This window comes from Roseivivax sp., assembly GCF_054552075.1.
In genome coordinates this window covers 14870-36890 of sequence record NZ_JBTOLZ010000022.1, presented here as the reverse complement: position 1 = coordinate 36890, position 22021 = coordinate 14870, and the positions used below count along the sequence as shown (strand labels likewise).

Genomic DNA, 22021 nt, shown 5'->3' with positions numbered 1-22021 from the left:
GCGCCCACCGCGCCCCCGCTGCCCACGGCGTCGCCTCCGCTGCCCGCAGCCCAGCACGCCGCTCCCGCCACCCGCTGCCCACGGCGTAGCCCCCGCCGTCCGCTGCCCACCGCGCCGCTCCCGCTACCCGCCGCGCCGCTCCCGCTGCCCGCCGCGCCAGCGCCCCCCGGCGGAACCCGGTCGCGCGCGGCACGTTCGGCTTGTAAGTTATCGCAAATCCATGGAGGACCCATGTCCCGCATCGACCCCGGCCAACCGCTTCCCGCCATCGAACTGCCGACCCTCTCGGGCGGCGCCGCCAAGCTCGGCCAGCCGCAGGGCGACCACGACTGGCAGATGATCGTGGTCTACCGCGGGCTGCACTGCCCGATCTGCAAGACCTACCTCAAGGAGCTGCAGGAGCTGGCGCCGCGCTTCTCCGAGCTGGGCATCGACCTCCTGGCGATCTCGGGCGACCCCGAGGACAAGGCCTGCGCCTTCGTCGAGGAGACCGGCATCTCGCTGACCGTCGGCTACGACCTGAGCCTTTCGGACATGAGCCGCCTCGGCCTCTACATCTCGGACCCGCGCGGCCCGCAGGAGACCGACCAGCCCTTCGCCGAGCCCGGCCTCTACGTGGTCAACGCCGAAGGCAACCTGCAGATCGTCGACATCTCCAACGCGCCCTTCTCGCGGCCCGACCTGCAGAAGGTGATGAAGGGCATCTCCTTCATCCGCGAGAAGGACTACCCGATCCGGGGCACCAGCAAGGCGGCCTGATCGGCGCCTATGCCCGACCCCATGCTGCGGCCGCGTCCCCCCGAGGGCGCGGCCGTTTGCGTTTGGGGGAGGGGAGTGCGCCCGGGACACCCGCCTTCCGGCACGAGGCGCACCGTGCCCGGTCCGCTGATCCGGGCCGCGTCGCTCTGGGCGCAGCGTCCGCACCCGGCGATACGCCCCCCGTTCTCCGAGGCCCGCCGTCCCTGAGCCAATGACAGGGACCGAGCCCCCTGAGACGCGCCGCCCCGGACCCGCCGTTACCCGCCGCATCGCCCCAGGCGCGGCCGCTCGCGCATGGGCGAGAGTTTCGCTGGCCTGAGCGCGGCAAGCCCGCTACTATGACGCCCGAGACCCGGACAACCGGGCGTATCGAGGCAGAAAATTCGGGCGGTTCCCATGACCGAGATGGTATATGGCACGGTACCGGTGCGCGACAGCGAGCCGATCCTGCCGAAATGGTGGCGGACGATCGACAAGTGGTCGCTCTCCTGCATCCTCATTCTCTTCGCGATCGGCATCCTGCTGGGTCTCGCGGCCTCGCCGCCGCTGGCCGAGCGCAACGGCTTCGATCCCTTCCACTACGTGCAGCGCCAGGCGGTCTTCGGCTTCGCGGCGCTGGGGGCGATGTTCATCACCTCGATGATGGCGCCCGCGACGGTGCGGCGGCTGGCGATCCTGGGGTTCCTGGTGTCCTTCGTGGCGCTGGCGCTCCTGCCGTTCTTCGGCACCGACTTCGGCAAGGGGGCGGTGCGCTGGTATTCGCTGGGCTTCGCGAGCCTGCAGCCCTCGGAGTTCCTGAAGCCCACCTTCCTCGCGGTCGCCGCCTGGATGATCGCCGCGGCGCAGGACATCGGCGGCCCGCCGGGGCGGCTCTGGTCCTTCTGCCTGGTGACCGCCATCGTGCTGATGCTGGCCATGCAGCCCGACTTCGGCCAGGCCTGCCTGGTGCTCTTCGGCTGGGGGGTGATGTATTTCGTCGGCGGCGCGCCCATGGTGCTGCTGGTCGGCATGGCGGGCCTCGTGGTGCTGGGCGGCATGGTCGCCTACAACAACTCCGAGCATTTCGCCCGCCGCATCGACGGCTTCCTCGATCCCGACATCGATCCGACCACCCAGATCGGCTATGCCACCAACGCCATCCAGGAGGGCGGCTTCCTCGGCGTGGGCGTCGGCGAGGGCCAGGTGAAATGGTCGCTGCCCGATGCCCATACCGATTTCATCATCGCCGTCGCCGCCGAGGAATACGGGCTCGTTCTTGTCCTCCTGATCATCTGTCTTTATGCGCTCGTCGTCGTCCGGTCGCTCCTGCGGTTGATGAAGGAACGCGATCCCTTCATTCGGCTTGCCGGGACCGGGCTGGCCTGCATGTTCGGCGTGCAGGCGATGATCAACATGGGCGTCGCGGTGCGGCTTCTTCCGGCCAAGGGCATGACCCTGCCGTTCGTGAGCTACGGCGGCTCGTCGCTGATCGCCATGGGCATTACGGTGGGCATGCTGCTCGCCTTCACCCGGACGCGGCCGCAGGGCGAGATCGGCGACCTCCTGCGCGGGCGGCTGCGCTAAGGCCGGGCCTCGCGCGCGGGTCGGCACGCGCGCCAGGATAGGAGGGATGAGATATGACCGAGGGCACTCCCCCGCTTCTGGTCATCGCGGCCGGCGGCACGGGCGGGCACATGTTCCCCGCCCAGAGCCTGGCCGAGGTCATGCTGCGGCGCGGCTGGCGGGTGAAACTCTCCACCGACGCCCGCGGCGCGCGCTACACCGGCGGATTTCCGCATACCGTCGAGATCGAGCAGGTCTCCTCGGGGACCTTCGCCCGGGGCGGGCTCCTGTCCAAAGCGCGGGTGCCCTTCACCGTGGCCGGCGGCACGCTGGCGATGACCTGGCGGATGATGCGCGACCGGCCGACGGTGGTGGTGGGCTTCGGCGGTTACCCCTCGATCCCGGCGCTCAGCGCCGCGACGCTGCTGCGGCTGCCGCGGATGATCCACGAACAGAACGGCGTGCTGGGCCGGGTGAACGCGCTTTTCGCCACCCGCGTCGACCGCATCGCCTGCGGCACCTGGCCGACCGAGCTGCCCGAGGGCGTCGAGGCCATGCACACCGGCAACCCCGTGCGCATGGCGGTCTACGAGCGGCGCGGCGCGGGCTACATCCCGCCCGGCGACTACCCGATGTCGCTTCTGGTGATCGGCGGCAGCCAGGGCGCGCGGGTGCTCTCGGACGTGGTGCCCCCGGCCATCGCCAGCCTGCCGGTCGACTACCTGCGCCACCTGCGCGTCAGCCACCAGGCCCGCGAGGAGGACCTCGAGCGGGTGCGCGGCTTCTACGCCGAACACGGCATCGACGCCGAGGTCGCGCCCTTCTTCAAGGACATTCCCGCCCGCATGAGCGAGGCGCAGCTGGTGATCTCGCGCTCGGGCGCCTCCTCGGTGGCCGATCTCTCGGTGATCGGGCGGCCGGCGATCCTGGTGCCCTTCGCCGCCGCCACCGCCGACCACCAGACCGCCAATGCCCGCGGGCTGACCGAGGCCGGCGGCGCGATCCGCATCCCCGAGCGCCGGCTCTCGGTCGAGAGCTGTGCCGAGGCGATCCAGAGCGTGCTCGAACATCCCGACGGCGCCATGCAGATGGCCCGCGCCGCCCTGAGCACCGGCAAGCCCGAGGCCGCCGAGGCCCTGGCCGAACTGGTCGAAGACCTCGCCCGGCCGTGACCCTCAGACCCGCCCAGACCCGCGCCCAGACCCGCGCCCAGAGCTGCGCACCTACCTGCGCCCAGAAAGGAGCCTTCCGCCCATGAACGCCGCCGCCACCAAGCTGCCGACCGATGTCGGCCCGATCCATTTCGTCGGCATCGGGGGCATCGGCATGTCCGGCATCGCGGAGGTGCTGTTGAACCACGGCTACGCGGTGCAGGGCTCGGACCTGAAGGCCTCCAAGATCACCGAGCGGCTCGCGGGCCTCGGCGCGCGGATCTTCGAGGGCCAGAGCGGCGAGAACCTCGAGGGCGCGGAGGTCGTGGTGATCTCTTCGGCGATCAAGCCGGGCAACCCCGAGCTTGATGCCGCGCGCCAGCAGGGCCTGCCGGTGGTGCGCCGCGCCGAGATGCTGGCCGAGCTGATGCGGCTGAAGTCCAACATCGCGGTGGCCGGCACCCACGGCAAGACCACCACCACCACGCTGGTGGCCGAGCTCTTGGTCTCGGGCGGGATCGACCCCACTGTGATCAACGGCGGCATCATCCACGCCTATGGCTCCAACGCCCGGATGGGGCAGGGCGAATGGATGGTGGTCGAGGCCGACGAGAGCGACGGCACCTTCAACCGTCTGCCCGCGACCATTGCCATCGTGACCAACATCGACCCCGAGCACATGGAGCACTGGGGCGACTTCGAGCGGCTGAAGCAGGGCTTCACCGATTTCGTCTCGAACATCCCCTTCTACGGGCTGGCGGTCTGCTGCACCGACCACGAGGAGGTGCAGCGCCTGGTCGGTCGGATCTCCGACCGCCGGGTGGTGACCTATGGCTTCAACAGCCAGGCCGACGTGCGCGCGGTGAACCTGCGCTACGAGGGGGGCGTGGCGCATTTCGACGTGGCGCTGCAGGCCGAGGGCCAGGTGATCGAGGGCTGCACCCTGCCGATGCCCGGCGACCACAACGTCTCGAACGCGCTCTCGGCGGTGGCCGTGGCGCGGCATCTCGGCATGAAGGCCGAGGAGATCCGCGCGGCGCTGGCCAAGTTCGGCGGCGTGAACCGGCGCTTCACCCGCGTCGGTGAGGTCGGCGGCGTCACGGTGATCGACGATTACGGCCATCACCCGGTCGAGATCCAGGCGGTGCTGCGCGCCGCCCGCCAGGCCACCACCGGCCGGGTCATCGCGGTGCATCAGCCGCACCGCTATTCGCGACTCTCGAGCCTCTTCGAGGACTTCTGCGGCTGTTTCAACGAGGCCGACGTGGTGGCCATCGCCAATGTCTATGCCGCCGGAGAGGACCCGATCCCCGGCGCTTCGCGCGACGATCTCGTGGCCGGGCTGATCCGCCACGGCCACCGCAACGCCCATGCGATCAGCGACGAGGCGGAGCTCGCTGCCCTGGTCCGCGCCGAGGCCCGCCCCGGCGACATGGTGGTCTGCCTCGGCGCCGGCACGATCAGCGCCTGGGCGCATGGCCTGCCGGCCCAGCTCGGGGGCTGAGGGGATGGGGTGGTGGTCCTGATGACCGGTTCGATGGCGCTGCCGGGAGCGGGCGCGTGAGGGCCGTGGTTTTCAGTTGGTGCCGCATCGCGGGGCTGGGGCACGAGTGCCCCGATTTCGGTTTGGTTCGGTTTCGCGGGCCGGGTGCATGAGCCCCTCGCTGATCCTGGTCCTCTGCTGGGCGCTCCTGGCGAACCTCCTGGCGATGCTGCCCTCGCGGGACAACCACTGGACGCGGGCCTATGTGCTGATCGCGCTGGGCATTCCGCTTCTGGGCTTCGTGACCTATCAGAACGGGCCTTTCGTGGGCCTCCTCGCCTTCGCCGCCGGCGCCAGCATGCTGCGCTGGCCCCTGCGCTTCCTCGCCGCCTGGCTGCGGCGGCGGCTGGGGCGTGGGGTGTAGAGGGGGGCTGGCGGAAATGGCGCGGGGAGGTGGTTCGCTGGCGAACCTTCCTCGGGTCACACACCGTGCGCTTATTGCCCGCTAAAGCGCCGCCGCATCCAGATCCCGATGCATCACCGAAAGCGTCAAGCGCACACCTGATGCAACCCGCTCAATCCGCCCGCCGCTCCCACCTTAACCCTACCGGCAACCCCAAGCGCCTCTTGCGCCCGAATAGCATCGAAGATGCCGGGCGCGCGCCGGACCGGCCCGATGGGCCGGCGCTCCTTGGGGCGGCGTGCGTAGATCAGCCCTAGTCCCGACCTTGCGTGGATAAAGCGCCTCGCTCGGAGGGCAGCAGCGCCGGCCCCCGGCCCGGCGCGCGCCCTCTGGTGGGATGGATTGAGAGGGCAGGGGTGCGGCTTCAGGGCATGTCTTTCTGCATAGCCGTTCGTTCTCGAGTTGGCCTTGCCAACAATCGCCCGCTTCCGTCGGAAGATCCTCGAAGCCACCGCGCGCCGCGGACTGGGGCAGGCACCTGCCACCCCACCCCCCACACCCCTTGCACCTCCGCCCCGCCACGCCGATAAGCGCCACATGACCGACATGCCCCAGACCCGAGGAAAACTCACCCAGGACCGCGCGCTGGCGGATCTGACCTGGCTGCGCGTGGGCGGGCCGGCCGACTGGTTCTACCAGCCCGCCGACCGAGAGGACCTCGCGGCGTTCCTCGCAGCCCTGCCCGATGACCTGCCGGTCTTCCCCATGGGCGTCGGCTCGAACCTGATCGTGCGCGACGGCGGGCTCCGGGCGGTGGTGATCCGGCTCGGGCGGGGCTTCAACAGCATCACCGTCGAGGCGGGGAACCGGCTGCGGGTGGGCGCTGCGGCGCTCGATGCCCATGTGGCGCGCAAGGCGGCGGATGCGGGCGTGGACCTGACCTTCCTGCGCACCATCCCCGGCGCCATCGGCGGGGCGGTGCGGATGAACGCGGGCTGCTACGGCACCTATCTCGCCGATTGCCTGGTCGAGGCGACGGCGGTGACGCGGAGGGGCGAGGTGGTGACCCTCACGCCTGCAGACCTGAACCTGCAATACCGCCAGAGCGACCTGCCCGAGGGCTGGGTGCTGACCGAGGCGCTCCTCGAAGGGCCCGCGGGGGACCCGGACGCGCTGCACGCCAAGATGGAAGATCAGCTCGCCCGCCGCGACGCCTCCCAGCCCACCAAGGAGCGCACCGCGGGCTCAACCTTCCGCAACCCGGCGGGCTTTTCCTCGACCGGACGCGCGGACGACAGCCAGGAGCTCAAGGCCTGGAAGGTGATCGACGAGGCGGGCCTGCGCGGCGCGCGCCGCGGCGGCGCCCAGATGAGCGAGAAACACCCCAATTTCCTGATCAACACCGGCGGTGCCAGCGCCGCCGACCTCGAGGAATTGGGCGAGGAAGTTCGAAAAAAGGTTTTCCAAAACAGCGGAATACGGCTAGACTGGGAAATCAGACGCGTGGGCGATCCCGCGTAGGCGACAGAAGGGCAGAACAGCCCCGGCGCCAGGTGCAATCGCAGGCAGGTTGCAAAGAAGAATAGGGGCAAAGCCCCGACTTGAGAGGCAGTTTCGGGATGTCGAGCAGGGCAACCCCGAAAGTGGCGGTGATTATGGGCGGACCCTCGCGAGAACGCGAGGTCTCACTCAGTTCCGGCAGGGAATGCGCCGCCGCTTTGCGGACAGAGGGTTTCGAGGTGATCGAGGTCGATGCCGGCCGCGACCTCGTTGCGCGTCTCTCGGAGATTTCCCCCGATGTCGTCTTCAACGCCCTGCATGGCCGCTGGGGCGAGGACGGCTGTGTCCAGGGGCTCCTGGAATGGCAGGGCTGGCCCTATACCCATTCGGGCGTGCTGGCCTCGGCGCTGGCCATGGACAAGGAGCGCACCAAGGAAGTCTACCGCGCCGCCGGGCTGCCGGTGGCCGAGAGCCGCCTGGCGACCAAATCCGAGGTCATGGCCGCCCATGTGCTGCCGCCGCCCTATGTGGTGAAACCCTACAACGAAGGCTCCTCGGTCGGGGTCTACCTGGTCCACGAGGACGCCAACGGCCCGCCGGTCCTCGACGAGCAGATGCCCGATCTGGTCATGGTCGAAGCCTTCCTGCCCGGCCGCGAGCTGACCACCACGGTCATGGGCGACCGGGCGCTCGGCGTGACCGAGATCGTCACCGAGGGCTGGTACGACTACGCCGCCAAATACACCCCCGGCGGCTCGCGCCACATCTGCCCCGCCGAAATCCCCGAAGAGATCACCGAGGCCTGCCTCGACTACGCGCTGCGCGCCCATGCGGCGCTCGGGCTGCGCGGGGTCAGCCGCACCGATTACCGCTGGGACGAGAGCCGCGGCCCCGAGGGGCTGGTGCTGCTCGAGACCAACACCCAGCCCGGCATGACGCCGACCTCGCTTTCGCCCGAGCATGCCCAGCTTGCCGGGATGAGCTTCGGCGCCTTCTGCCGCTGGATGGTGGAGGATGCCTCGTGCCCCAGGTGAGCCGCTTCGATCCCGCGCCCTCGCGGCTGAAATACCGGCTCGAGCGGATGATGCTCACGCCGGTCTACCGGCTGATGCTGCGCTTCGGGCTGCCCTTCCTTCTGACCTTCGGGGCGACGACCTGGTGGTTCTCGGTCGAGGAGAACCGCGACGCTTTCCTGCTGACGCTCGCCGACATGCGCGCCGCGATCGAGCAGCGCCCGGAGTTCATGGTCAAGCTCATGGCCATCGACGGGGCCAGCGACGGCGTGGCCGAGGACATCCGCGAGGTGGTGCCGCTCGACTTCCCGATCAGCTCTTTCGATCTCGAGCTGGACGCCATGCGCCAGACGATCACCGGGCTCGACGCGGTGAAGAACGCCAATCTCTTCATCCGCCAGGGCGGCATCCTGCAGATCGACGTGATCGAACGCGCGCCGGTGGTCCTGTGGCGGACCCGGCAGGGGCTGGAGCTTCTGGACCGCGAGGGGGTCATGACCGGCCCCGTCGCCGAGCGCGCCGATCATCCCGATCTGCCGGTCATCGCGGGCGCAGGCGCCGACCGCCAGGTGCGCGAGGCGCTGCGGCTTCTCTCGGCGGCAGCACCGCTGCAGGCGCGGCTGCGCGGGCTCGAACGGATCGGCGAGCGGCGCTGGGACGTGGTGCTGGACCGCGGCCAGCGCATCCTTCTGCCCGAGACCGGCGCGGTGCGCGCGCTGGAGCGGGCCATCGCCATGGATCAGGCGGTCGACATGCTGGGCCGGGATGTCGTCGCCGTCGACCTGCGTCTGGCCGAACGGCCGACGCTCCGGCTCTCAGAATACGCGCTGGAGGAACTCCGGCGGATCAGAAAAATCGAGGTAGGGGACAGGTAACATCATGATCGAGCTGTACGAATCCCAGCGAGCGATGCGCAACATGCGCCGGGCCGCCATGCAGCGCGGGGTTGTTGCCATCCTGGATGTGGGCTCGTCCAAGATCGCCTGCCTGATCCTGCGCTTCGACGGGACCGAGCGCGACTTCGACAGCGACGGGGTCGGCTCGCTCGCGGGGCAGTCGGGCTTCCGGGTGATCGGCGCGGCGACCACGCGCTCGCGCGGGGTGCGCTTCGGCGAGGTCGCCTCCATGGGCGAGACCGAACGCGCGATCCGCACCGCGGTGCAGGCGGCACAGAAGATGGCGCAGATCCGGGTCGACCACGTGATCGCCTGTTTCTCGGGCGCCGATCCGCGCTCCTACGGGCTGGCGGGGCAGGTCGAGCTCGAGGGCACCCAGGTCAGCGAACAGGACGTGGCGCGGGTGCTTTCGGCCTGCGACGTGCCGGACTTCGGCGACACCCGCGAGGTGCTGCACGCCCAGCCGGTGAACTTCGCGCTGGACCACCGCTCGGGCCTCTCGGACCCGCGCGGGCAGATCGGCCAGGAGCTGGCCACCGACATGCATATGCTCACCGTCGACGGCATGGCGATCCAGAACCTCGCCCATTGCGTGAAGCGCTGCGACCTGGAGCTGGCGGGGCTTGCCTCGTCCTCCTACGCCTCGGGCATCGCGGCGCTGGTCGAGGACGAGCAGGAGCTGGGCGCGGCCTGCATCGACATGGGCGGCGGCTCCACCGGCATCTCGATCTTCATGAAGAAACACATGATCTACGCCGATGCGGTGCGCATGGGCGGAGATCACATCACCTCGGACATCTCCATGGGCCTGCAGGTGCCCATGGCCACCGCCGAGCGCATCAAGACCTTCTACGGCGGCGTCGTGGCCACCGGCATGGACGACCGCGAGATGATCGAGATCGGCGGCGAGACCGGCGACTGGGAACACGACCGCCGCACCGCCAGCCGGGCCGAGCTGATCGGCATCATGCGCCCCCGCGTCGAGGAGATCCTCGAGGAGGCGCGCGCCCGGCTCGACGCGGCGGGCTTCGACCATCTGCCCTCGCAGCAGATCGTGCTGACCGGGGCGGGCAGCCAGATCCCCGGGCTCGACGGGCTGGCCTCGAAGATCCTCGGCCAGCAGGTGCGGCTTGGCCGGCCGATGAGGGTGCACGGTCTGCCGCAGGCCGCCACCGGGCCCGGCTTCTCCAGCGCGGTGGGGCTCTGCCTCTTTGCCGCGCATCCCCAGGACGAATGGTGGGACTTCGAGATCCCGGTCGAACGGCTGCCCGCGCGGTCGTTTCAGCGGGCGGTAAAATGGTTCAGGGATAATTGGTAACCGCAAGATATCGCTCAATCGGCGAAATACCGCGAATCTGGGGGTCTGATTTCCCAGATTTGGTAGAAAATACGTGTTTTTCACGTGACGAGATGCGCTGCCATCGGTAATACTTGGGGGAAATAGGCGAAAAAGGGCTGGCAACCGGTCCAGAACAAGCAGGCGGATTTGCGATGACTTTGAACCTTTCTGTGCCCGGGCACGAAGAGCTGAAGCCGCGTATCACCGTGTTCGGTGTCGGCGGTGCGGGCGGCAATGCCGTGAACAACATGATCGAGAAGTCGCTGGACGGCTGCGACTTCGTTGTGGCGAACACCGACGCCCAGGCGCTGCAGCAAAGCCGCGCGCAGGCGACGATCCAGCTGGGCGTGAAGGTGACCGAGGGCCTCGGTGCAGGCGCCCGGGCCACCGTCGGCGCCGCCGCCGCCGAGGAAAGCATCGAGCAGATCGTCGATCACCTGGCCGGCGCGCATATGTGCTTCATCACCGCCGGCATGGGCGGCGGCACCGGCACCGGTGCGGCGCCGATCATCGCCCAGGCGGCCCGCGAGCTGGGCGTGCTGACCGTCGGCGTCGTGACCAAGCCCTTCCAGTTCGAGGGCGGCAAGCGGATGCGCCAGGCCGAGGACGGCGTCGAGGCGCTGCAGAAGGTCGTCGACACGCTGATCATCATTCCCAACCAGAACCTCTTCCGGCTGGCGAACGAGCGCACCACCTTCACCGAGGCCTTCTCAATGGCCGATGACGTGCTCTACCAGGGCGTGAAGGGCGTGACCGACCTGATGGTCCGGCCGGGCCTCATCAACCTCGACTTCGCCGACGTGCGCGCGGTCATGGACGAGATGGGCAAGGCGATGATGGGCACCGGCGAGGCCGACGGCGAGGATCGCGCGATCCAGGCCGCCGAGAAGGCCATCGCGAACCCGCTGCTCGACGAGATCAGCCTCAAAGGCGCCCGCGGCGTGCTGATCAACATCACCGGCGGCCACGACCTGACGCTCTTCGAGCTGGACGAGGCGGCCAACCGCATCCGCGAAGAGGTCGACCCGGACGCCAACATCATCGTCGGCTCGACCCTCGACGACACGCTGGAAGGCTGCATGCGCGTGAGCGTCGTGGCCACCGGCATCGACGTCAGCGAAGAACAGGCCGAGGTGCCGGTCCCGCGCCGCACCCTGCGCGAGCCCCTGAACCAGGGCGACGAGGTCGAGGAAGTGGCGCCCGCCGCCGCGCCGGCCCCGGCCGCGCAGCAGCCGGCCCAGCGTCCCGCCGCCCGCGCGGTCCGCGCCGAGACCTACGAGGACGAGGAGCCCTCGCTCTTCACCGACCTCGAAGGCCAGCGCACCGCCGACGGCCAGCTGCCGCCCTCCTACGATGACGGCCAGCAGCACGCGGCCCAGGGCGACGACGGCCTGCCGCCTCCGGCCTACCAGCCGCGCGTCGCCGAGTTCCAGCCGCAGCCCGACGCGGTCGACCAGAACGCCGAGGCCTTCGTCGCCCCGCGCGGCCAGCAGCAGCAGCCCGCCGGGCGGCCGTCGCCGGACACGCTGGCGCGCCTTCAGGCCGCCGCCGACCGCGCCCGAGACGAGGCCCCCGCGGGCCGCGGCGCACCGCGCGGACAGGAGCGGGGCACCGGTGGCGACGCCGAGAAATCGCGCTTCGGGATCAACTCGCTGATCAACCGGATGACCGGCCATCACGGCGAAGGATCGGCCGCGCCCGCGCGCCGCACCCAGCCGCCGATGCATGCCCGTCAGCCCGACCCGATGACCAGCCACGACGAGGAGGAAGACGAGGATCGGATCGAGATTCCCGCCTTCCTGCGGCGCCAGGCGAACTGAAAACCGGTCACGAATGACCCAGGCGCCCCCGGATTTCCGGGGGCGTTTTTGTTTGTATTTCAGGTATTTATCCCCGATGGGCGGGGTGCCGCCGCAATGTTACGGGTCATGTTTCATTCGGTCGTAATACTTGATTTGAGCCATCCGGCGCGGGTCTTTACCTCCGGGGCAACGCAAGAAGTGCGCCCGTCGAGGCGCGACGAAAGGGGTCACACCGTGCAGACGACGCTCAAGGCACCGGTCACATTCGAAGGTCACGGCCTGCATTCCGGCCGGCCCGCCCGCATGACCGTGCGCCCCGCGGTGGCCGAGCATGGCATCTGGTTCAAGCGCGTCGACATCGCCATCGGCGACAACCTGATCCCGGCCCTCTGGAACGCCGCCGAGCGGACGCCGCTCTGCACCCGGATCGTGAACGCCGCCGGCGTCTCGGTCTCGACCATCGAGCATGTCATGGCGGCGCTGGCCGGCACCGGCGTGCACAACGCCCTGATCGAGATCGACGGCCCCGAAGTGCCGATCCTCGACGGCAGCGCCGCGCCCTTCGTGAAGGGCATCCTCGAGCGTGGCCTGCGGATGCTTAACGCCCCGGTCCGCGCCATCGAGGTGCTGAAGCCCGTCAGCGTCGACACCGGCACCGGCTGGGCCCGGCTCGAGCCCGCGCGGCTGCCCTCGATGTCCTTCTCGATTGACTTCGACGATGCGGCGATCGGCGTGCAGTCCAAGCGCATGACGCTGGCCAACGGCGCCTTCGTGCGCGAGCTTTGCGACAGCCGCACCTTCTGCCGCCAGCGCGACGTGGAGGCCATGCAGGCCCAGGGCCTCGCCCTTGGCGGCACCTACGAGAACGCCGTGGTCGTCGAGGGCGACCGCGTACTGTCGCCGGGCGGGCTGCGCCATGCCGACGAGGCGGTGCGCCACAAGATGCTCGACGCGCTCGGCGACCTCGCGCTCGCGGGCGCCCCGGTGCTGGGGCATTACACCGGCATGCGCGCCGGTCACTCGATGACCAACATGCTGCTCGAGGCGCTCTTCACCACCGATGGCGCCTTCCGCATGATCACCTGCGACAGCAGCCGCCGGGCGGCTCTGCCGGGCGCGGGCGTGGTCCTCGACGAGGTTCCCGCGGTCGCGTGAACCGGCGTGACGACGGCCCTCCGCGAAATCGCGCTAAGGCGTTTTGCACCGGAATTTTCTGTGCTACGACCCGGTGTGAACCGGGCCGGATTGCCCGGTCGGACCGGCGAGGGACATCGGGCATGGCAAGGGGCGCATCCATGAAATCGGCATTCGCTGCAGGTTGTCTGGCGCTGGCGCTGTCGGGCTGCGGCGCGCTTGGAAACCTGACCGGCGGCGGCGGCGCGGAAGCGGGGCTCGGCCCCGGCGGCCAGCCGCTCGAGAACTTCTCGGCCGATCAGATCTTCGAGCGCGGCGAGTTCGAGCTCGACCGCAACCGCCCCGACGACGCGGCGACCTATTTTGCCGAGGTCGAGCGGCTCTACCCCTATTCCGATCTCGCCAAGCGGGCGCTGATCATGCAGGCCTTCGCCTTCCACCAGGACCGCGATTACGAGAACTCGCGCTCCGCCGCGCAGCGCTACATCGACTTCTACCCGCTCGATGACGACGCGGCCTACGCGCAGTATCTCCTGGCGCTCAGCTATTACGACCAGATCGAGGACGTGGGCCGCGACCAGGGGCTGACCTTCCAGGCGCTGCAAAGCCTGCGCACGGTGATCGAGCGCTACCCCGAGAGCGAATACGCGCGCTCTTCGATCCTGAAGTTCGACCTGGCCTTCGACCACCTGGCGGCCAAGGAGATGGAGATCGGGCGCTACTACCTCAAGCGCCAGCACTACGCCGCCGCGGTGAACCGCTTCCGCGTCGTGGTCGAGGATTTCCAGACCACCACCCATACGCCCGAGGCACTGCACCGCCTGGTCGAGGCCTATCTCTCGCTCGGTCTGACCGACGAGGCGCAGACCGCCGGCGCGATCCTGGGGCACAACTACCGCTCGACCGAATGGTATGAGGACAGCTTCGCGCTGCTGACCGGGCAGGGGCTCGAACTGCGCCCCCGCGGCGACAGCTGGCTTGCGCGCATCTATCGCCAGACGGTCAAGGGCGAGTGGTTGTAACACACGCGGGGCTGACCGATAAGCGTTCCCATGCTGCGCGCGCTTGAAATCAGGGACATGTTGATCATCGACCGGCTGGATCTTGCCTTCCAGCCGGGTCTGAACGTGCTGACCGGCGAGACCGGGGCGGGCAAGTCGATCCTGCTCGACGCGCTTGGCTTCGTGCTGGGCTGGCGGGGCCGGGCCGAGCTGGTGCGCTCGGGCGCCGACCAGGGCGAGGTGGTGGCCGAGTTCGCGCTGCCGCCGGGCCATGCCGCCCGCGAGATCCTGGAGGAGGCCGGCCTGCCGATCGAGGATGCGCTGATCCTGCGCCGGGTGAACACCCGCGACGGCCGCAAGACCGCCTGGGTCAACGACCGCCGTGCCTCGGGCGAGGTGCTGCGCCGGCTCTCGGACACGCTGGTGGAACTGCACGGCCAGCACGACGACCGCGGGCTTCTGAACCCGCGCGGGCACCGCCAGCTTCTCGACGCCTATGCCGACACCGAGGCGGCGCTTGCCGCGACCCGCGCCGCCTGGCGCGCCAAGGCCGCCGCCGAGAAGGCGCTGACCCGCGCCGAGGCGGAACTGGCCGAGGTCCGCGCCGAGGAGGACTTCCTGCGCCACGCCGTCGAGGAGATCGACGGGCTCTCGCCCGAGCCGGGCGAAGAGGACCGGCTCGACACCGAGCGGCGGCGCATGCAGGCCGCTGAGAAGATTCGCGAGGACATCGCCCGCGCCTACCAGGTGCTCTCCGAGGGCGCCGAGGGCTCGATGAGCGACGCGCTGCGCTGGCTCGAAGGCGCCGCCGACAAGGCCGAAGGCGCGGTCGAGGCCCCGGTCGCCGCGCTGGAACGCGCCATGGTGGAGCTGGGCGAGGCGGTTTCGGGCGTGGAAAGCTGCCTTGAGGGGCTGAGCTTCGATCCCCACGAGTTGGAGGCCACCGAGGAGCGGCTCTTCGCGATCCGGGCCCTGGCGCGCAAGCACCAGGTCGCCCCCGACGTGCTGCCCGACCTCGGAGAGGACCTGCGGAGCCGCCTGGCGCGGCTCGACCGGGGCGCCGAGGACGTCGAGAGCCTGCGCGCCGCGCAGAAGGATGCGCTCAAGGAGTATGCCCGCGCCGCCGAGGACCTCTCGGAGATCCGCCGCACGGGCGCCAAGGCGCTCGACGCCGCGGTCAGCGCCGAGCTCGCGCCCCTGAAAATGGAGCGCGCGGTCTTCGAGACCCAGATCACCGAGGCCGAACCCGGCCCCGAGGGCATCGACGCCGTGGCCTTCACCGTGGCGACCAACCCCGGCGCCCCGGCAGGCCCCCTGAACAAGATCGCCTCGGGGGGCGAGCTGTCGCGCTTCCTCCTGGCGCTGAAGGTCTGCCTGGCCGAGGGCGAGGCCGCCCGAACGATGATCTTCGACGAGATCGACCGCGGCGTCGGCGGGGCCACCGCCGATGCGGTCGGCCGCCGCCTCAAGGCGCTGGCCGAGGGCGGGCAGGTGCTGGTCGTGACCCACAGCCCGCAGGTCGCGGCGCTTGGCGCGCATCACTGGCAGGTCGCCAAGCGGGTCGACGGCGAGGTCACCACCTCGACCGTGGCGCCGCTCGGGGCCGAGGACCGCGAGGACGAGATCGCCCGGATGCTCGCCGGCGACACGGTCACGCAAGAGGCCCGCGCGGCGGCCCGGGCGCTTCTGCAGGGCTAGGGGCGCGGCGCTTCGGTGACAGCCGCCCACCAAGCCGCGGGGCCACTCTTGCCCGGGGCCGGGCCGGCACTTTACCCTCGGGGCGTAACTCCTTAAGAACTCGGGCGAGTTCGGGGAGGGAGATGGCCGAGAACAGCCTCATGCGCATGAACGTCCAGGCTTTCACCGCCAAGTGCGGAGAGGGCTGGGACCTCTTGCGGCATCGCGGCCCCGGCCAGGTGCAGTTCTGGTTCATCGCGCTGGCCATCGGCATCGCCTCGGGCTTCGCGGCGCTGATCTTCCGCATCGGCATCGAATGGCTGCAGACCCGGCTCTACGGCACCGAGGACCCCAACCTTCTGGCCAGTTTCGCCGAGACGCTGCCCTGGTACTGGGTGCTGGCGATCCCGGTCCTGGGCGGGGTCACCGTCGGGCTGATCGTGCATTTCTTCACTCCCGACGGGCGCGTGCGCAGCGTCGCCGACGTGATCGAGGGCGCCGCGCTGAACGACGGACGGGTCGAGAAGAAGGCCGGCATCGCCTCGGCGCTGTGCTCCTGGATCACGCTCTCCTCGGGCGGCTCCTCGGGCCGCGAGGGGCCGGTGGTGCATATCGCCGCGATGATCGCCAGCTGGGTCTCGAACCTGCTGCGGGTCGACGGGATCACCGGGCGCGACCTTTTGGGCTGCGCCGTGGCCGCCGCCGTCTCGGCCAGCTTCAACGCGCCCATCGCCGGGGCGCTTTTCGCGCTGGAGGTGGTGCTGCGCCACTTCGCGCTGCATGCCTTCGCGCCGATCGTGGTGGCGAGCGCCGCGGGCACGGTGATCAATCGGCTGGCCTTCGGCGATGTGACCGAGTTCCGCCTGCCGGGCACCACCACGGTGGAGTTCTACCTCGAACTGCCTGCCTTCCTGATCCTGGGGCTTCTCTGCGGGCTGATCGCGGTGGTCACCATGAAGGCGATCTTCGCCGCCGACGACCTGGGCACCGGGCTGCAGCGGCGGCTCGGGCTGCCGCATTTCCTGCGCCCCGCGGTGGCGGGGGTGCTTCTGGGCGGGCTCGCGATCTTCTATCCGCATATCATCGGGGTCGGCTACGAGACGACCTCGCTGGCGCTGACCGGCAACCTTCTGACCCATGAGGCCATCGTCTTCGCCGTCCTCAAGGTGGCGGCGCTGGCGATCACCATGGCCGGGCGCATGGGCGGCGGGGTCTTCTCGCCCTCGCTGATGATCGGGGCGCTGACCGGGCTGGCCTTCGGGCTGATTGCCACGGGGATGTTCCCGAACCAGTCGGGCTCCTCGACGCTGTATGCGCTGGCGGGCATGGGGGCGGTCGCCGCGGCGGTGCTGGGCGCGCCGATCTCGACCACGCTGATCGTCTTCGAGCTGACGGGTGACTGGCAGACCGGGCTGGCGGTGATGGTCTCGGTCTCGATGTCCACGGCGGTGGCGGCGCGGCTGGTCGACCGGTCCTTCTTCCTCAGCCAGCTCGAGCGGCGCAACGTGCACCTGGCCGCCGGGCCGCAGGCCTATTTGCTGGCGATGTTCGGGGTCTCGGGGGTGATGCGCAAACCCACCGACCTCAGCGCCGCCGACGAGGAGAGCTGCCACGCGATGATCGAGCAGGAGCTCTTCGTGAACGCCAGCTCGACGCTGGAGACGGCCATGCCGCTCTTCGAGAAGTCCGGCGTCGCCTTCCTGCCGGTGATCCGCCGCGACCCCGAGAGCGACGCGCCGATCCTGCAGGGCGCGCTGTTCCACGTCGACGCGCTGAAGGCCTACAACAAGGCGCTGGCCGCGACGGCGGCGGAGGAGCACAGCTAGAGGGGCAGGGGGGCCGCCGGGTTGGATCGGTTGGGGGCGTGGACAGGGTTCCCGTGGCCCGGCCGCAACCGCAGGTCTGAAACCGGCCCAGCGACCCGCCACAACCGCGCGCCCAACTCCGCCCCGGTGCCAGAGCCTTTGCCGCGCCTCCCTCGGCACCCCCCCAAAGAAAAACCGCCGCGAGGCCCCCGCGGCGGTTCTCTCAATTCCATAAGGCCGTCCGGCCCAGCCCGTTCAGAGCTGCTCGACCGTCACCCCGTCCTGGACGTGGAAGGCGAGGTGGTCCTTGATCTCGGCCACGCCCTCCTTGGGGTCCTCGTAGGTCCAGACCGCGTCTTCGTAGGTCTTCGACTTCGACATGATCGAATAGTAGTTCGCCGTGCCCTTCTTGGGGCAGGTCGTCGTGGTATCGGTGCGGTCCAGGAAGGCCATGCCGATGTCCTTGCGGGGGAAATAGATGACGAAGGGATGGCCCTCTTCGCTCAGCTCCAGCGCATTGGCGCTTTCCCCCAAGACCGCGCCGCCGGCGCGCACAACCCAGGTGCCCTCGGCGGGGCGGATCGCGATATCCTTGCTCATGCCAATCTCCCTTTGGCGCCCTGTCCTGACAGACCAGGACAACAGCGATGTAACAGCCCCGCCGTCGCGCGCGGGCCCCGCCTCAGAGCGGCGCGGTCGCCGCCTCCAGCCAGTCCGCCGCCGCACCCTCGAGCTCGGGCGCGAGGCGCGCGCGGCAGGTGGCGTGATAGGCATCCAGCCAGTCGCGCTCTTCTGCGGTCAGCATCTCGGCCACGATAAGCCGTCGGTCGATCGGGACATAGGTCAGCGTCTCGAAGGAGAGCATCGTCTCGACCGTCTGGCCGGGCAGCGCCTCGGCCTTGTGCACCACGACGAGGTTTTCCAGACGGATACCATAGGCCCCTTCACGATAGAAGCCCGGTTCGTTGGAGAGAATCATGCCCGGCTCAAGCGGCACATTGCCGGTCTTCGACAGCCGCTGCGGGCCCTCGTGAACGCAGAGATAAGAGCCGACGCCGTGGCCCGTGCCATGGCCGAAGTCGAGCCCCGCCTGCCAGAGCGCATGCCGCGCGAAGGGGTCGAGGTCGCGCCCGGCCATGCCCTTGGGCCAGCGCAGCCGCGAGACCGCGATCAGCCCCTTGAGGACGCGGGTGAAGTTCTGTCGCTCCTCCTCGCCGGGCGTGCCGATGGCAAGCGTGCGGGTGATGTCGGTGGTGCCGTCGGCGTATTGTCCGCCCGAGTCGACCAGGTAAAGCTCGCCCTCGTTCAGGGCCGCATCGGTGCTTTCGGTCACCCGATAATGCACCACCGCGCCATGGGCGCCGGCGCCCGAGATGGTCTCGAAGGAGATGTCGCGAAGCGCGCCGGTCTCGCGGCGGAAGCCCTCGAGCTTCTGCGCGGCGGCGATCTCGGTCAGGCTGCCCGGCGCCTGGGCGTCGAGCCAGGCGAGGAAGCGGCACATGGCCACCCCGTCGCGCTGATGCGCGGCGCGGGCCCCGGCGATCTCGGTCTCGTTCTTCAGCGCCTTGGGCAGGAGGCAGGGGTCCTTGCCTTCGGTGATCTCGATCCCGGCCTCGGAAAGCGCATCGGCCACCGCCAGCGGGCAGCTTGCCGGGTCGATCAGCACCGGGCCCGCCAGTTCGGCGAGCGCGGGCAGGAAGTCCTCGGGCCGGGCCAGATCGGCCTCGAGCGGGGTCTCGAGCCCCTCGAGCTTCTCGGGCGCGATGAAGAGGCGCAGCCGCCCCGAGGCCTCGAGGATCGCCGTGGCATGCGGGATCGGGTTCCGGGGAATGTCGCTGCCGCGGATGTTCAGGAGCCAGGCGATGCTGTCGGGCTGGGTCAGCACCGCATGGGCGGCGGGGGCGAGCCCCTTGGCCAGCCGCGCGATCTTGGCGGCGGCGGCCTCGCCGGCCAGCTCTTCGGGCTGCCGGGTCACCCGGCCAAGCGGCGGGGCGGGCTGATCCTCCCAGATCGCATCGACCAGGTTGGCGCTGCGCACCAGCTCCGCCTCGGGCAGCTTCTCCTCGAGGTCGCGCGCCTGGTCGAGCGTCAGAAGCCAGGGGTCGATGCCGATCCGCGCGCCCTTGGGCGCCTCGGCGGCGATCCAGGCCGCGAGCGTGGTCTCGGGCCAGTCGACCGGGGTGAAGACCTCGGCGACCTGGTCGCGGACCTGCACCCGGTAGCGCCCGTCGACGAAGACCCCGGCCTTCTCGGCCAGCACCACGCAGTGCCCCGCCGAGCCGGTGAAGCCCGTCAGCCAGGCCAGCCGGTCGTCGCGCGGGGCGACGTATTCGCCCTGGTAGGCATCGGCGCGGGGGACGTGGAAGGCGTCGAGCCCGGCCTCACCCATGGCGGCGCGCAGGGCCTTGAGGCGCGGCGGCCCCTGGTCGGGGCGGGTGCTGTCGGCAAAGCTCTGGAACTTGGTGTCGGGCATGAAACCTCGGGGAACGTCGGTCTGCGGGGAGAGGTTGGAACGCCTGCGGGCGGCCCGGAGCCCGGACCGCCCGCAGGATGGGAATGGATCAGGAGGCGCGGCGGATGCCCATCACCCGGGCCCGCGCGCGCGGATCGCTGTCGAAGAGCGAGGCGAGCTGCTCGGTCATCGCGCCGGCGAGCTGTTCGACATCGGTGATCGTTACCGCGCGGTCGTAGTAGCGGGTCACGTCATGGCCGATGCCGATCGCCAGAAGCTCCACCTGGCGCTTGCGCTCGACCATGGCGATGACGTCGCGCAGGTGCTTCTCGAGGTAGTTCGCCGGGTTCACCGAAAGCGTCGAATCGTCCACCGGCGCGCCGTCGGAGATCACCATGAGGATCTTGCGCTGCTCGGGCCGCCCGGCCAGCCGGCGGTGCGACCATTCCAGCGCCTCGCCGTCGATGTTCTCCTTCAGGAGGCCCTCTTTCATCATCAGCCCGAGGTTCGCCCGCGCCCGCCGCCAAGGCGCATCGGCGCCCTTGTAGATGATGTGGCGCAGGTCGTTGAGGCGTCCGGGCTGCTGTTCGCGGCCCGAGTTCAGCCAGTCCTCGCGGCTCTGGCCGCCCTTCCAGGCGCGGGTGGTGAAGCCCAGGATCTCGACCTTGACGTCGCAGCGCTCGAGTGTGCGTGCCAGCACGTCGGCACAGATCGCCGCGATGGAGATCGGCCGCCCGCGCATCGAGCCCGAGTTGTCGAGCAGCAGCGTCACCACGGTGTCGCGGAACTCCATGTCCTTCTCGACCTTGAAGCTCAGCGGCGTCGTCGGGTTGGCGACCACGCGCGCGAGCCGACCGGCGTCGAGGATGCCTTCCTCGCGGTCGAACTCCCAGGAGCGGTTCTGCTTGGCCTGGAGCCGGCGCTGCAGCTTGTTGGCCAGCCGCGAGACCGCGCCCTTGAGCGGGTCGAGCTGCTGGTCGAGATAGGCGCGCAGACGCTCGAGCTCGGCCGGTTCGGCCAGCTCCTCGGCGCGGATCTCCTCGTCGTGGGTCGAGGAATAGACGCGGTAATGCGGATCGGCCTCGGAGGCCGGCGGCGGCGCCGGGGGCTCGAGCGGGGCCTCGCCCTCGGGCATCTCGATCTCTTCGGCCTGGTCCTGGTCGGCCTGGTCGTCCATCGAGACCTGCGCCTGGCTGGCGTCCTGGGTCTGCTCCTGGCTTTGCTCGGGGGCGGCCTCGTCGTCCTCTTCGCCGTCGTCCTGGTCGCCGTCCTGCTGCTCTTCCTCGCTGTCATCCGAGCTGTCCTCGGCCTGGTCCTCGGAGTCCTCGTCCTGATCGTCGGGGTCGTCGCCGAGCTGGTCGCCATAGCCCAGGTCGGTGATCATCCGCCGGGTGAAACGCGAGAACTCGGACTGGTCGGCGAGCTTCTCGCCGAGGTTCTCAAGGGTGTCGCCGGCCTTGTCCTCGATATGGCCGCGCCAGAGCTCCATGACGTTCTGCGCCGCCGGCGGCAGGTCGCGGCCGGTGGCCAGGTGCCGCACCAGATAGTTCAGCGCCTGGGGCAGGGGCACATCGGCGGCCTCGCGGACCTCGGCATAACCCTTGCGGCCGGCGTCATGGCCGATCTTGGTGTCGATGTTGACCGCGGTGCCCGGCATGTCGCGGGCGCCCATGGCCTCGCAGCGGGCGGTTTCCATCGCCTCGTAGATCTCGCGCGCCATGTCGCCCTGGGGGGCGTAGCGGGCATGGGTTCCGGCATCGTGGTAGCGGCGGTGCAGCGCCAGCGCGTCGGCGGTGCCGCGCGCCAGCATGACCTCGTCCCGGCTCATCCGGCGCGAGACCTGCGGCAGCCGCATCTGGTCGCCCGAGACGCCCGAAGGATCGACGCTGTAGCTGACCTGCAGCTCGGCGTCATGCGCCATGACCTTGGTCGCTTCGGCAAGCGCCTTCTTGAAGGGATCGGCCGGGTTGTCGGAACTCTTGCTCATGGGGCTTTGTGTTCTCAGTGGCGCTGAAAGGCAAGGGCGCGGGCGCGCCCCGCACTCTATAGAAGTAAGCCGCCCCG

Annotated in this window: 17 protein-coding genes; 14 read left to right on the top strand and 3 right to left on the bottom strand. The window is 69.8% G+C overall.

Annotated elements, in window-relative coordinates:
- Positions 1-231 precede the first annotated feature (231 nt).
- The 14 genes from ACX938_RS15420 (at position 232) to ACX938_RS15355 (ending at position 17526) form a co-directional block, all read left to right on the top strand.
- The gene (locus ACX938_RS15420) at positions 232-759 is read left to right on the top strand and encodes a peroxiredoxin-like family protein (RefSeq protein WP_459431713.1); all 528 of its coding nucleotides are present in this window, start codon (positions 232-234) and stop codon (positions 757-759) included.
- A 396-nt stretch (positions 760-1155) separates the two neighbouring features.
- Positions 1156-2322, top strand: coding sequence for a putative lipid II flippase FtsW (ftsW, locus tag ACX938_RS15415; RefSeq protein WP_459431712.1), 1167 nt, complete (start codon positions 1156-1158; stop codon positions 2320-2322).
- A 53-nt stretch (positions 2323-2375) separates the two neighbouring features.
- Entirely contained in the window at positions 2376-3473 is a 1098-nt protein-coding gene (locus tag ACX938_RS15410; protein WP_232753536.1) for a UDP-N-acetylglucosamine--N-acetylmuramyl-(pentapeptide) pyrophosphoryl-undecaprenol N-acetylglucosamine transferase, read from the top strand.
- Positions 3474-3555: 82 nt separating this feature from the next.
- Entirely contained in the window at positions 3556-4956 is a 1401-nt protein-coding gene (murC, locus tag ACX938_RS15405; protein ID WP_459431711.1) for a UDP-N-acetylmuramate--L-alanine ligase, read from the top strand.
- A gap of 148 nt (positions 4957-5104) precedes the next feature.
- A complete protein-coding gene (locus tag ACX938_RS15400; protein WP_232753538.1) occupies positions 5105-5359 on the top strand; it encodes a DUF2484 family protein in 255 nt (84 codons plus the stop codon).
- 576 nt (positions 5360-5935) lie between these two features.
- Complete coding sequence (murB, locus tag ACX938_RS15395; protein ID WP_459431710.1) at positions 5936-6859, top strand: UDP-N-acetylmuramate dehydrogenase; 924 nt, start codon at positions 5936-5938, stop codon at positions 6857-6859.
- 98 nt (positions 6860-6957) lie between these two features.
- Entirely contained in the window at positions 6958-7872 is a 915-nt protein-coding gene (locus ACX938_RS15390; RefSeq protein ID WP_459431709.1) for a D-alanine--D-alanine ligase, read from the top strand.
- Between the two features lie 47 nt (positions 7873-7919).
- Positions 7920-8726 (top strand): cell division protein FtsQ/DivIB, encoded by an 807-nt coding sequence (locus ACX938_RS15385; protein WP_232753571.1) that lies wholly within the window; start codon positions 7920-7922, stop codon positions 8724-8726.
- 4 nt (positions 8727-8730) lie between these two features.
- Entirely contained in the window at positions 8731-10065 is a 1335-nt protein-coding gene (gene ftsA, locus ACX938_RS15380; RefSeq protein WP_232753541.1) for a cell division protein FtsA, read from the top strand.
- 173 nt (positions 10066-10238) lie between these two features.
- Entirely contained in the window at positions 10239-11906 is a 1668-nt protein-coding gene (gene ftsZ, locus ACX938_RS15375; protein ID WP_459431708.1) for a cell division protein FtsZ, read from the top strand.
- A gap of 216 nt (positions 11907-12122) precedes the next feature.
- On the top strand, positions 12123-13043 hold the full coding sequence (gene lpxC / locus ACX938_RS15370; protein WP_459431707.1) for a UDP-3-O-acyl-N-acetylglucosamine deacetylase: 921 nt from the start codon (positions 12123-12125) through the stop codon (positions 13041-13043).
- Between the two features lie 122 nt (positions 13044-13165).
- The gene (locus ACX938_RS15365) at positions 13166-14044 is read left to right on the top strand and encodes an outer membrane protein assembly factor BamD (protein WP_370634916.1); all 879 of its coding nucleotides are present in this window, start codon (positions 13166-13168) and stop codon (positions 14042-14044) included.
- 30 nt (positions 14045-14074) lie between these two features.
- Positions 14075-15721, top strand: a complete 1647-nt coding sequence (recN, locus tag ACX938_RS15360; protein ID WP_459431706.1) for a DNA repair protein RecN — start codon at positions 14075-14077, stop codon at positions 15719-15721.
- A 122-nt stretch (positions 15722-15843) separates the two neighbouring features.
- Positions 15844-17526 (top strand): chloride channel protein, encoded by a 1683-nt coding sequence (locus ACX938_RS15355; RefSeq protein WP_370634917.1) that lies wholly within the window; start codon positions 15844-15846, stop codon positions 17524-17526.
- A gap of 234 nt (positions 17527-17760) precedes the next feature.
- On the opposite strand, the gene ACX938_RS15350 is transcribed toward ACX938_RS15355, so the two are convergent.
- From ACX938_RS15350 to cobT, 3 genes are all read right to left on the bottom strand, one after another.
- Positions 17761-18105 (bottom strand): DUF427 domain-containing protein, encoded by a 345-nt coding sequence (locus ACX938_RS15350; protein ID WP_232753546.1) that lies wholly within the window; start codon positions 18103-18105, stop codon positions 17761-17763.
- An 82-nt stretch (positions 18106-18187) separates the two neighbouring features.
- On the bottom strand, positions 18188-19978 hold the full coding sequence (locus ACX938_RS15345) for an aminopeptidase P family protein (RefSeq protein ID WP_459431705.1): 1791 nt from the start codon (positions 19976-19978) through the stop codon (positions 18188-18190).
- A gap of 88 nt (positions 19979-20066) precedes the next feature.
- Positions 20067-21944 (bottom strand): cobaltochelatase subunit CobT, encoded by a 1878-nt coding sequence (gene cobT / locus ACX938_RS15340; protein ID WP_232753548.1) that lies wholly within the window; start codon positions 21942-21944, stop codon positions 20067-20069.
- Between the last annotated feature and the right edge of the window lie 77 nt (positions 21945-22021).

Coding starts and splice junctions, on each gene's coding strand:
- ACX938_RS15420 (WP_459431713.1), top strand. CDS start 232: ATGTCCCGCATCGACCCCGGCCAACCGCTTCCCGCCATCGAACTGCCG.
- ftsW (WP_459431712.1), top strand. CDS start 1,156: ATGACCGAGATGGTATATGGCACGGTACCGGTGCGCGACAGCGAGCCG.
- ACX938_RS15410 (WP_232753536.1), top strand. CDS start 2,376: ATGACCGAGGGCACTCCCCCGCTTCTGGTCATCGCGGCCGGCGGCACG.
- murC (WP_459431711.1), top strand. CDS start 3,556: ATGAACGCCGCCGCCACCAAGCTGCCGACCGATGTCGGCCCGATCCAT.
- ACX938_RS15400 (WP_232753538.1), top strand. CDS start 5,105: ATGAGCCCCTCGCTGATCCTGGTCCTCTGCTGGGCGCTCCTGGCGAAC.
- murB (WP_459431710.1), top strand. CDS start 5,936: ATGACCGACATGCCCCAGACCCGAGGAAAACTCACCCAGGACCGCGCG.
- ACX938_RS15390 (WP_459431709.1), top strand. CDS start 6,958: ATGTCGAGCAGGGCAACCCCGAAAGTGGCGGTGATTATGGGCGGACCC.
- ACX938_RS15385 (WP_232753571.1), top strand. CDS start 7,920: ATGATGCTCACGCCGGTCTACCGGCTGATGCTGCGCTTCGGGCTGCCC.
- ftsA (WP_232753541.1), top strand. CDS start 8,731: ATGATCGAGCTGTACGAATCCCAGCGAGCGATGCGCAACATGCGCCGG.
- ftsZ (WP_459431708.1), top strand. CDS start 10,239: ATGACTTTGAACCTTTCTGTGCCCGGGCACGAAGAGCTGAAGCCGCGT.
- ACX938_RS15365 (WP_370634916.1), top strand. CDS start 13,166: ATGGCAAGGGGCGCATCCATGAAATCGGCATTCGCTGCAGGTTGTCTG.
- recN (WP_459431706.1), top strand. CDS start 14,075: ATGCTGCGCGCGCTTGAAATCAGGGACATGTTGATCATCGACCGGCTG.
- ACX938_RS15355 (WP_370634917.1), top strand. CDS start 15,844: ATGGCCGAGAACAGCCTCATGCGCATGAACGTCCAGGCTTTCACCGCC.
- ACX938_RS15350 (WP_232753546.1), bottom strand. CDS start 18,105: ATGAGCAAGGATATCGCGATCCGCCCCGCCGAGGGCACCTGGGTTGTG.
- ACX938_RS15345 (WP_459431705.1), bottom strand. CDS start 19,978: ATGCCCGACACCAAGTTCCAGAGCTTTGCCGACAGCACCCGCCCCGAC.
- cobT (WP_232753548.1), bottom strand. CDS start 21,944: ATGAGCAAGAGTTCCGACAACCCGGCCGATCCCTTCAAGAAGGCGCTT.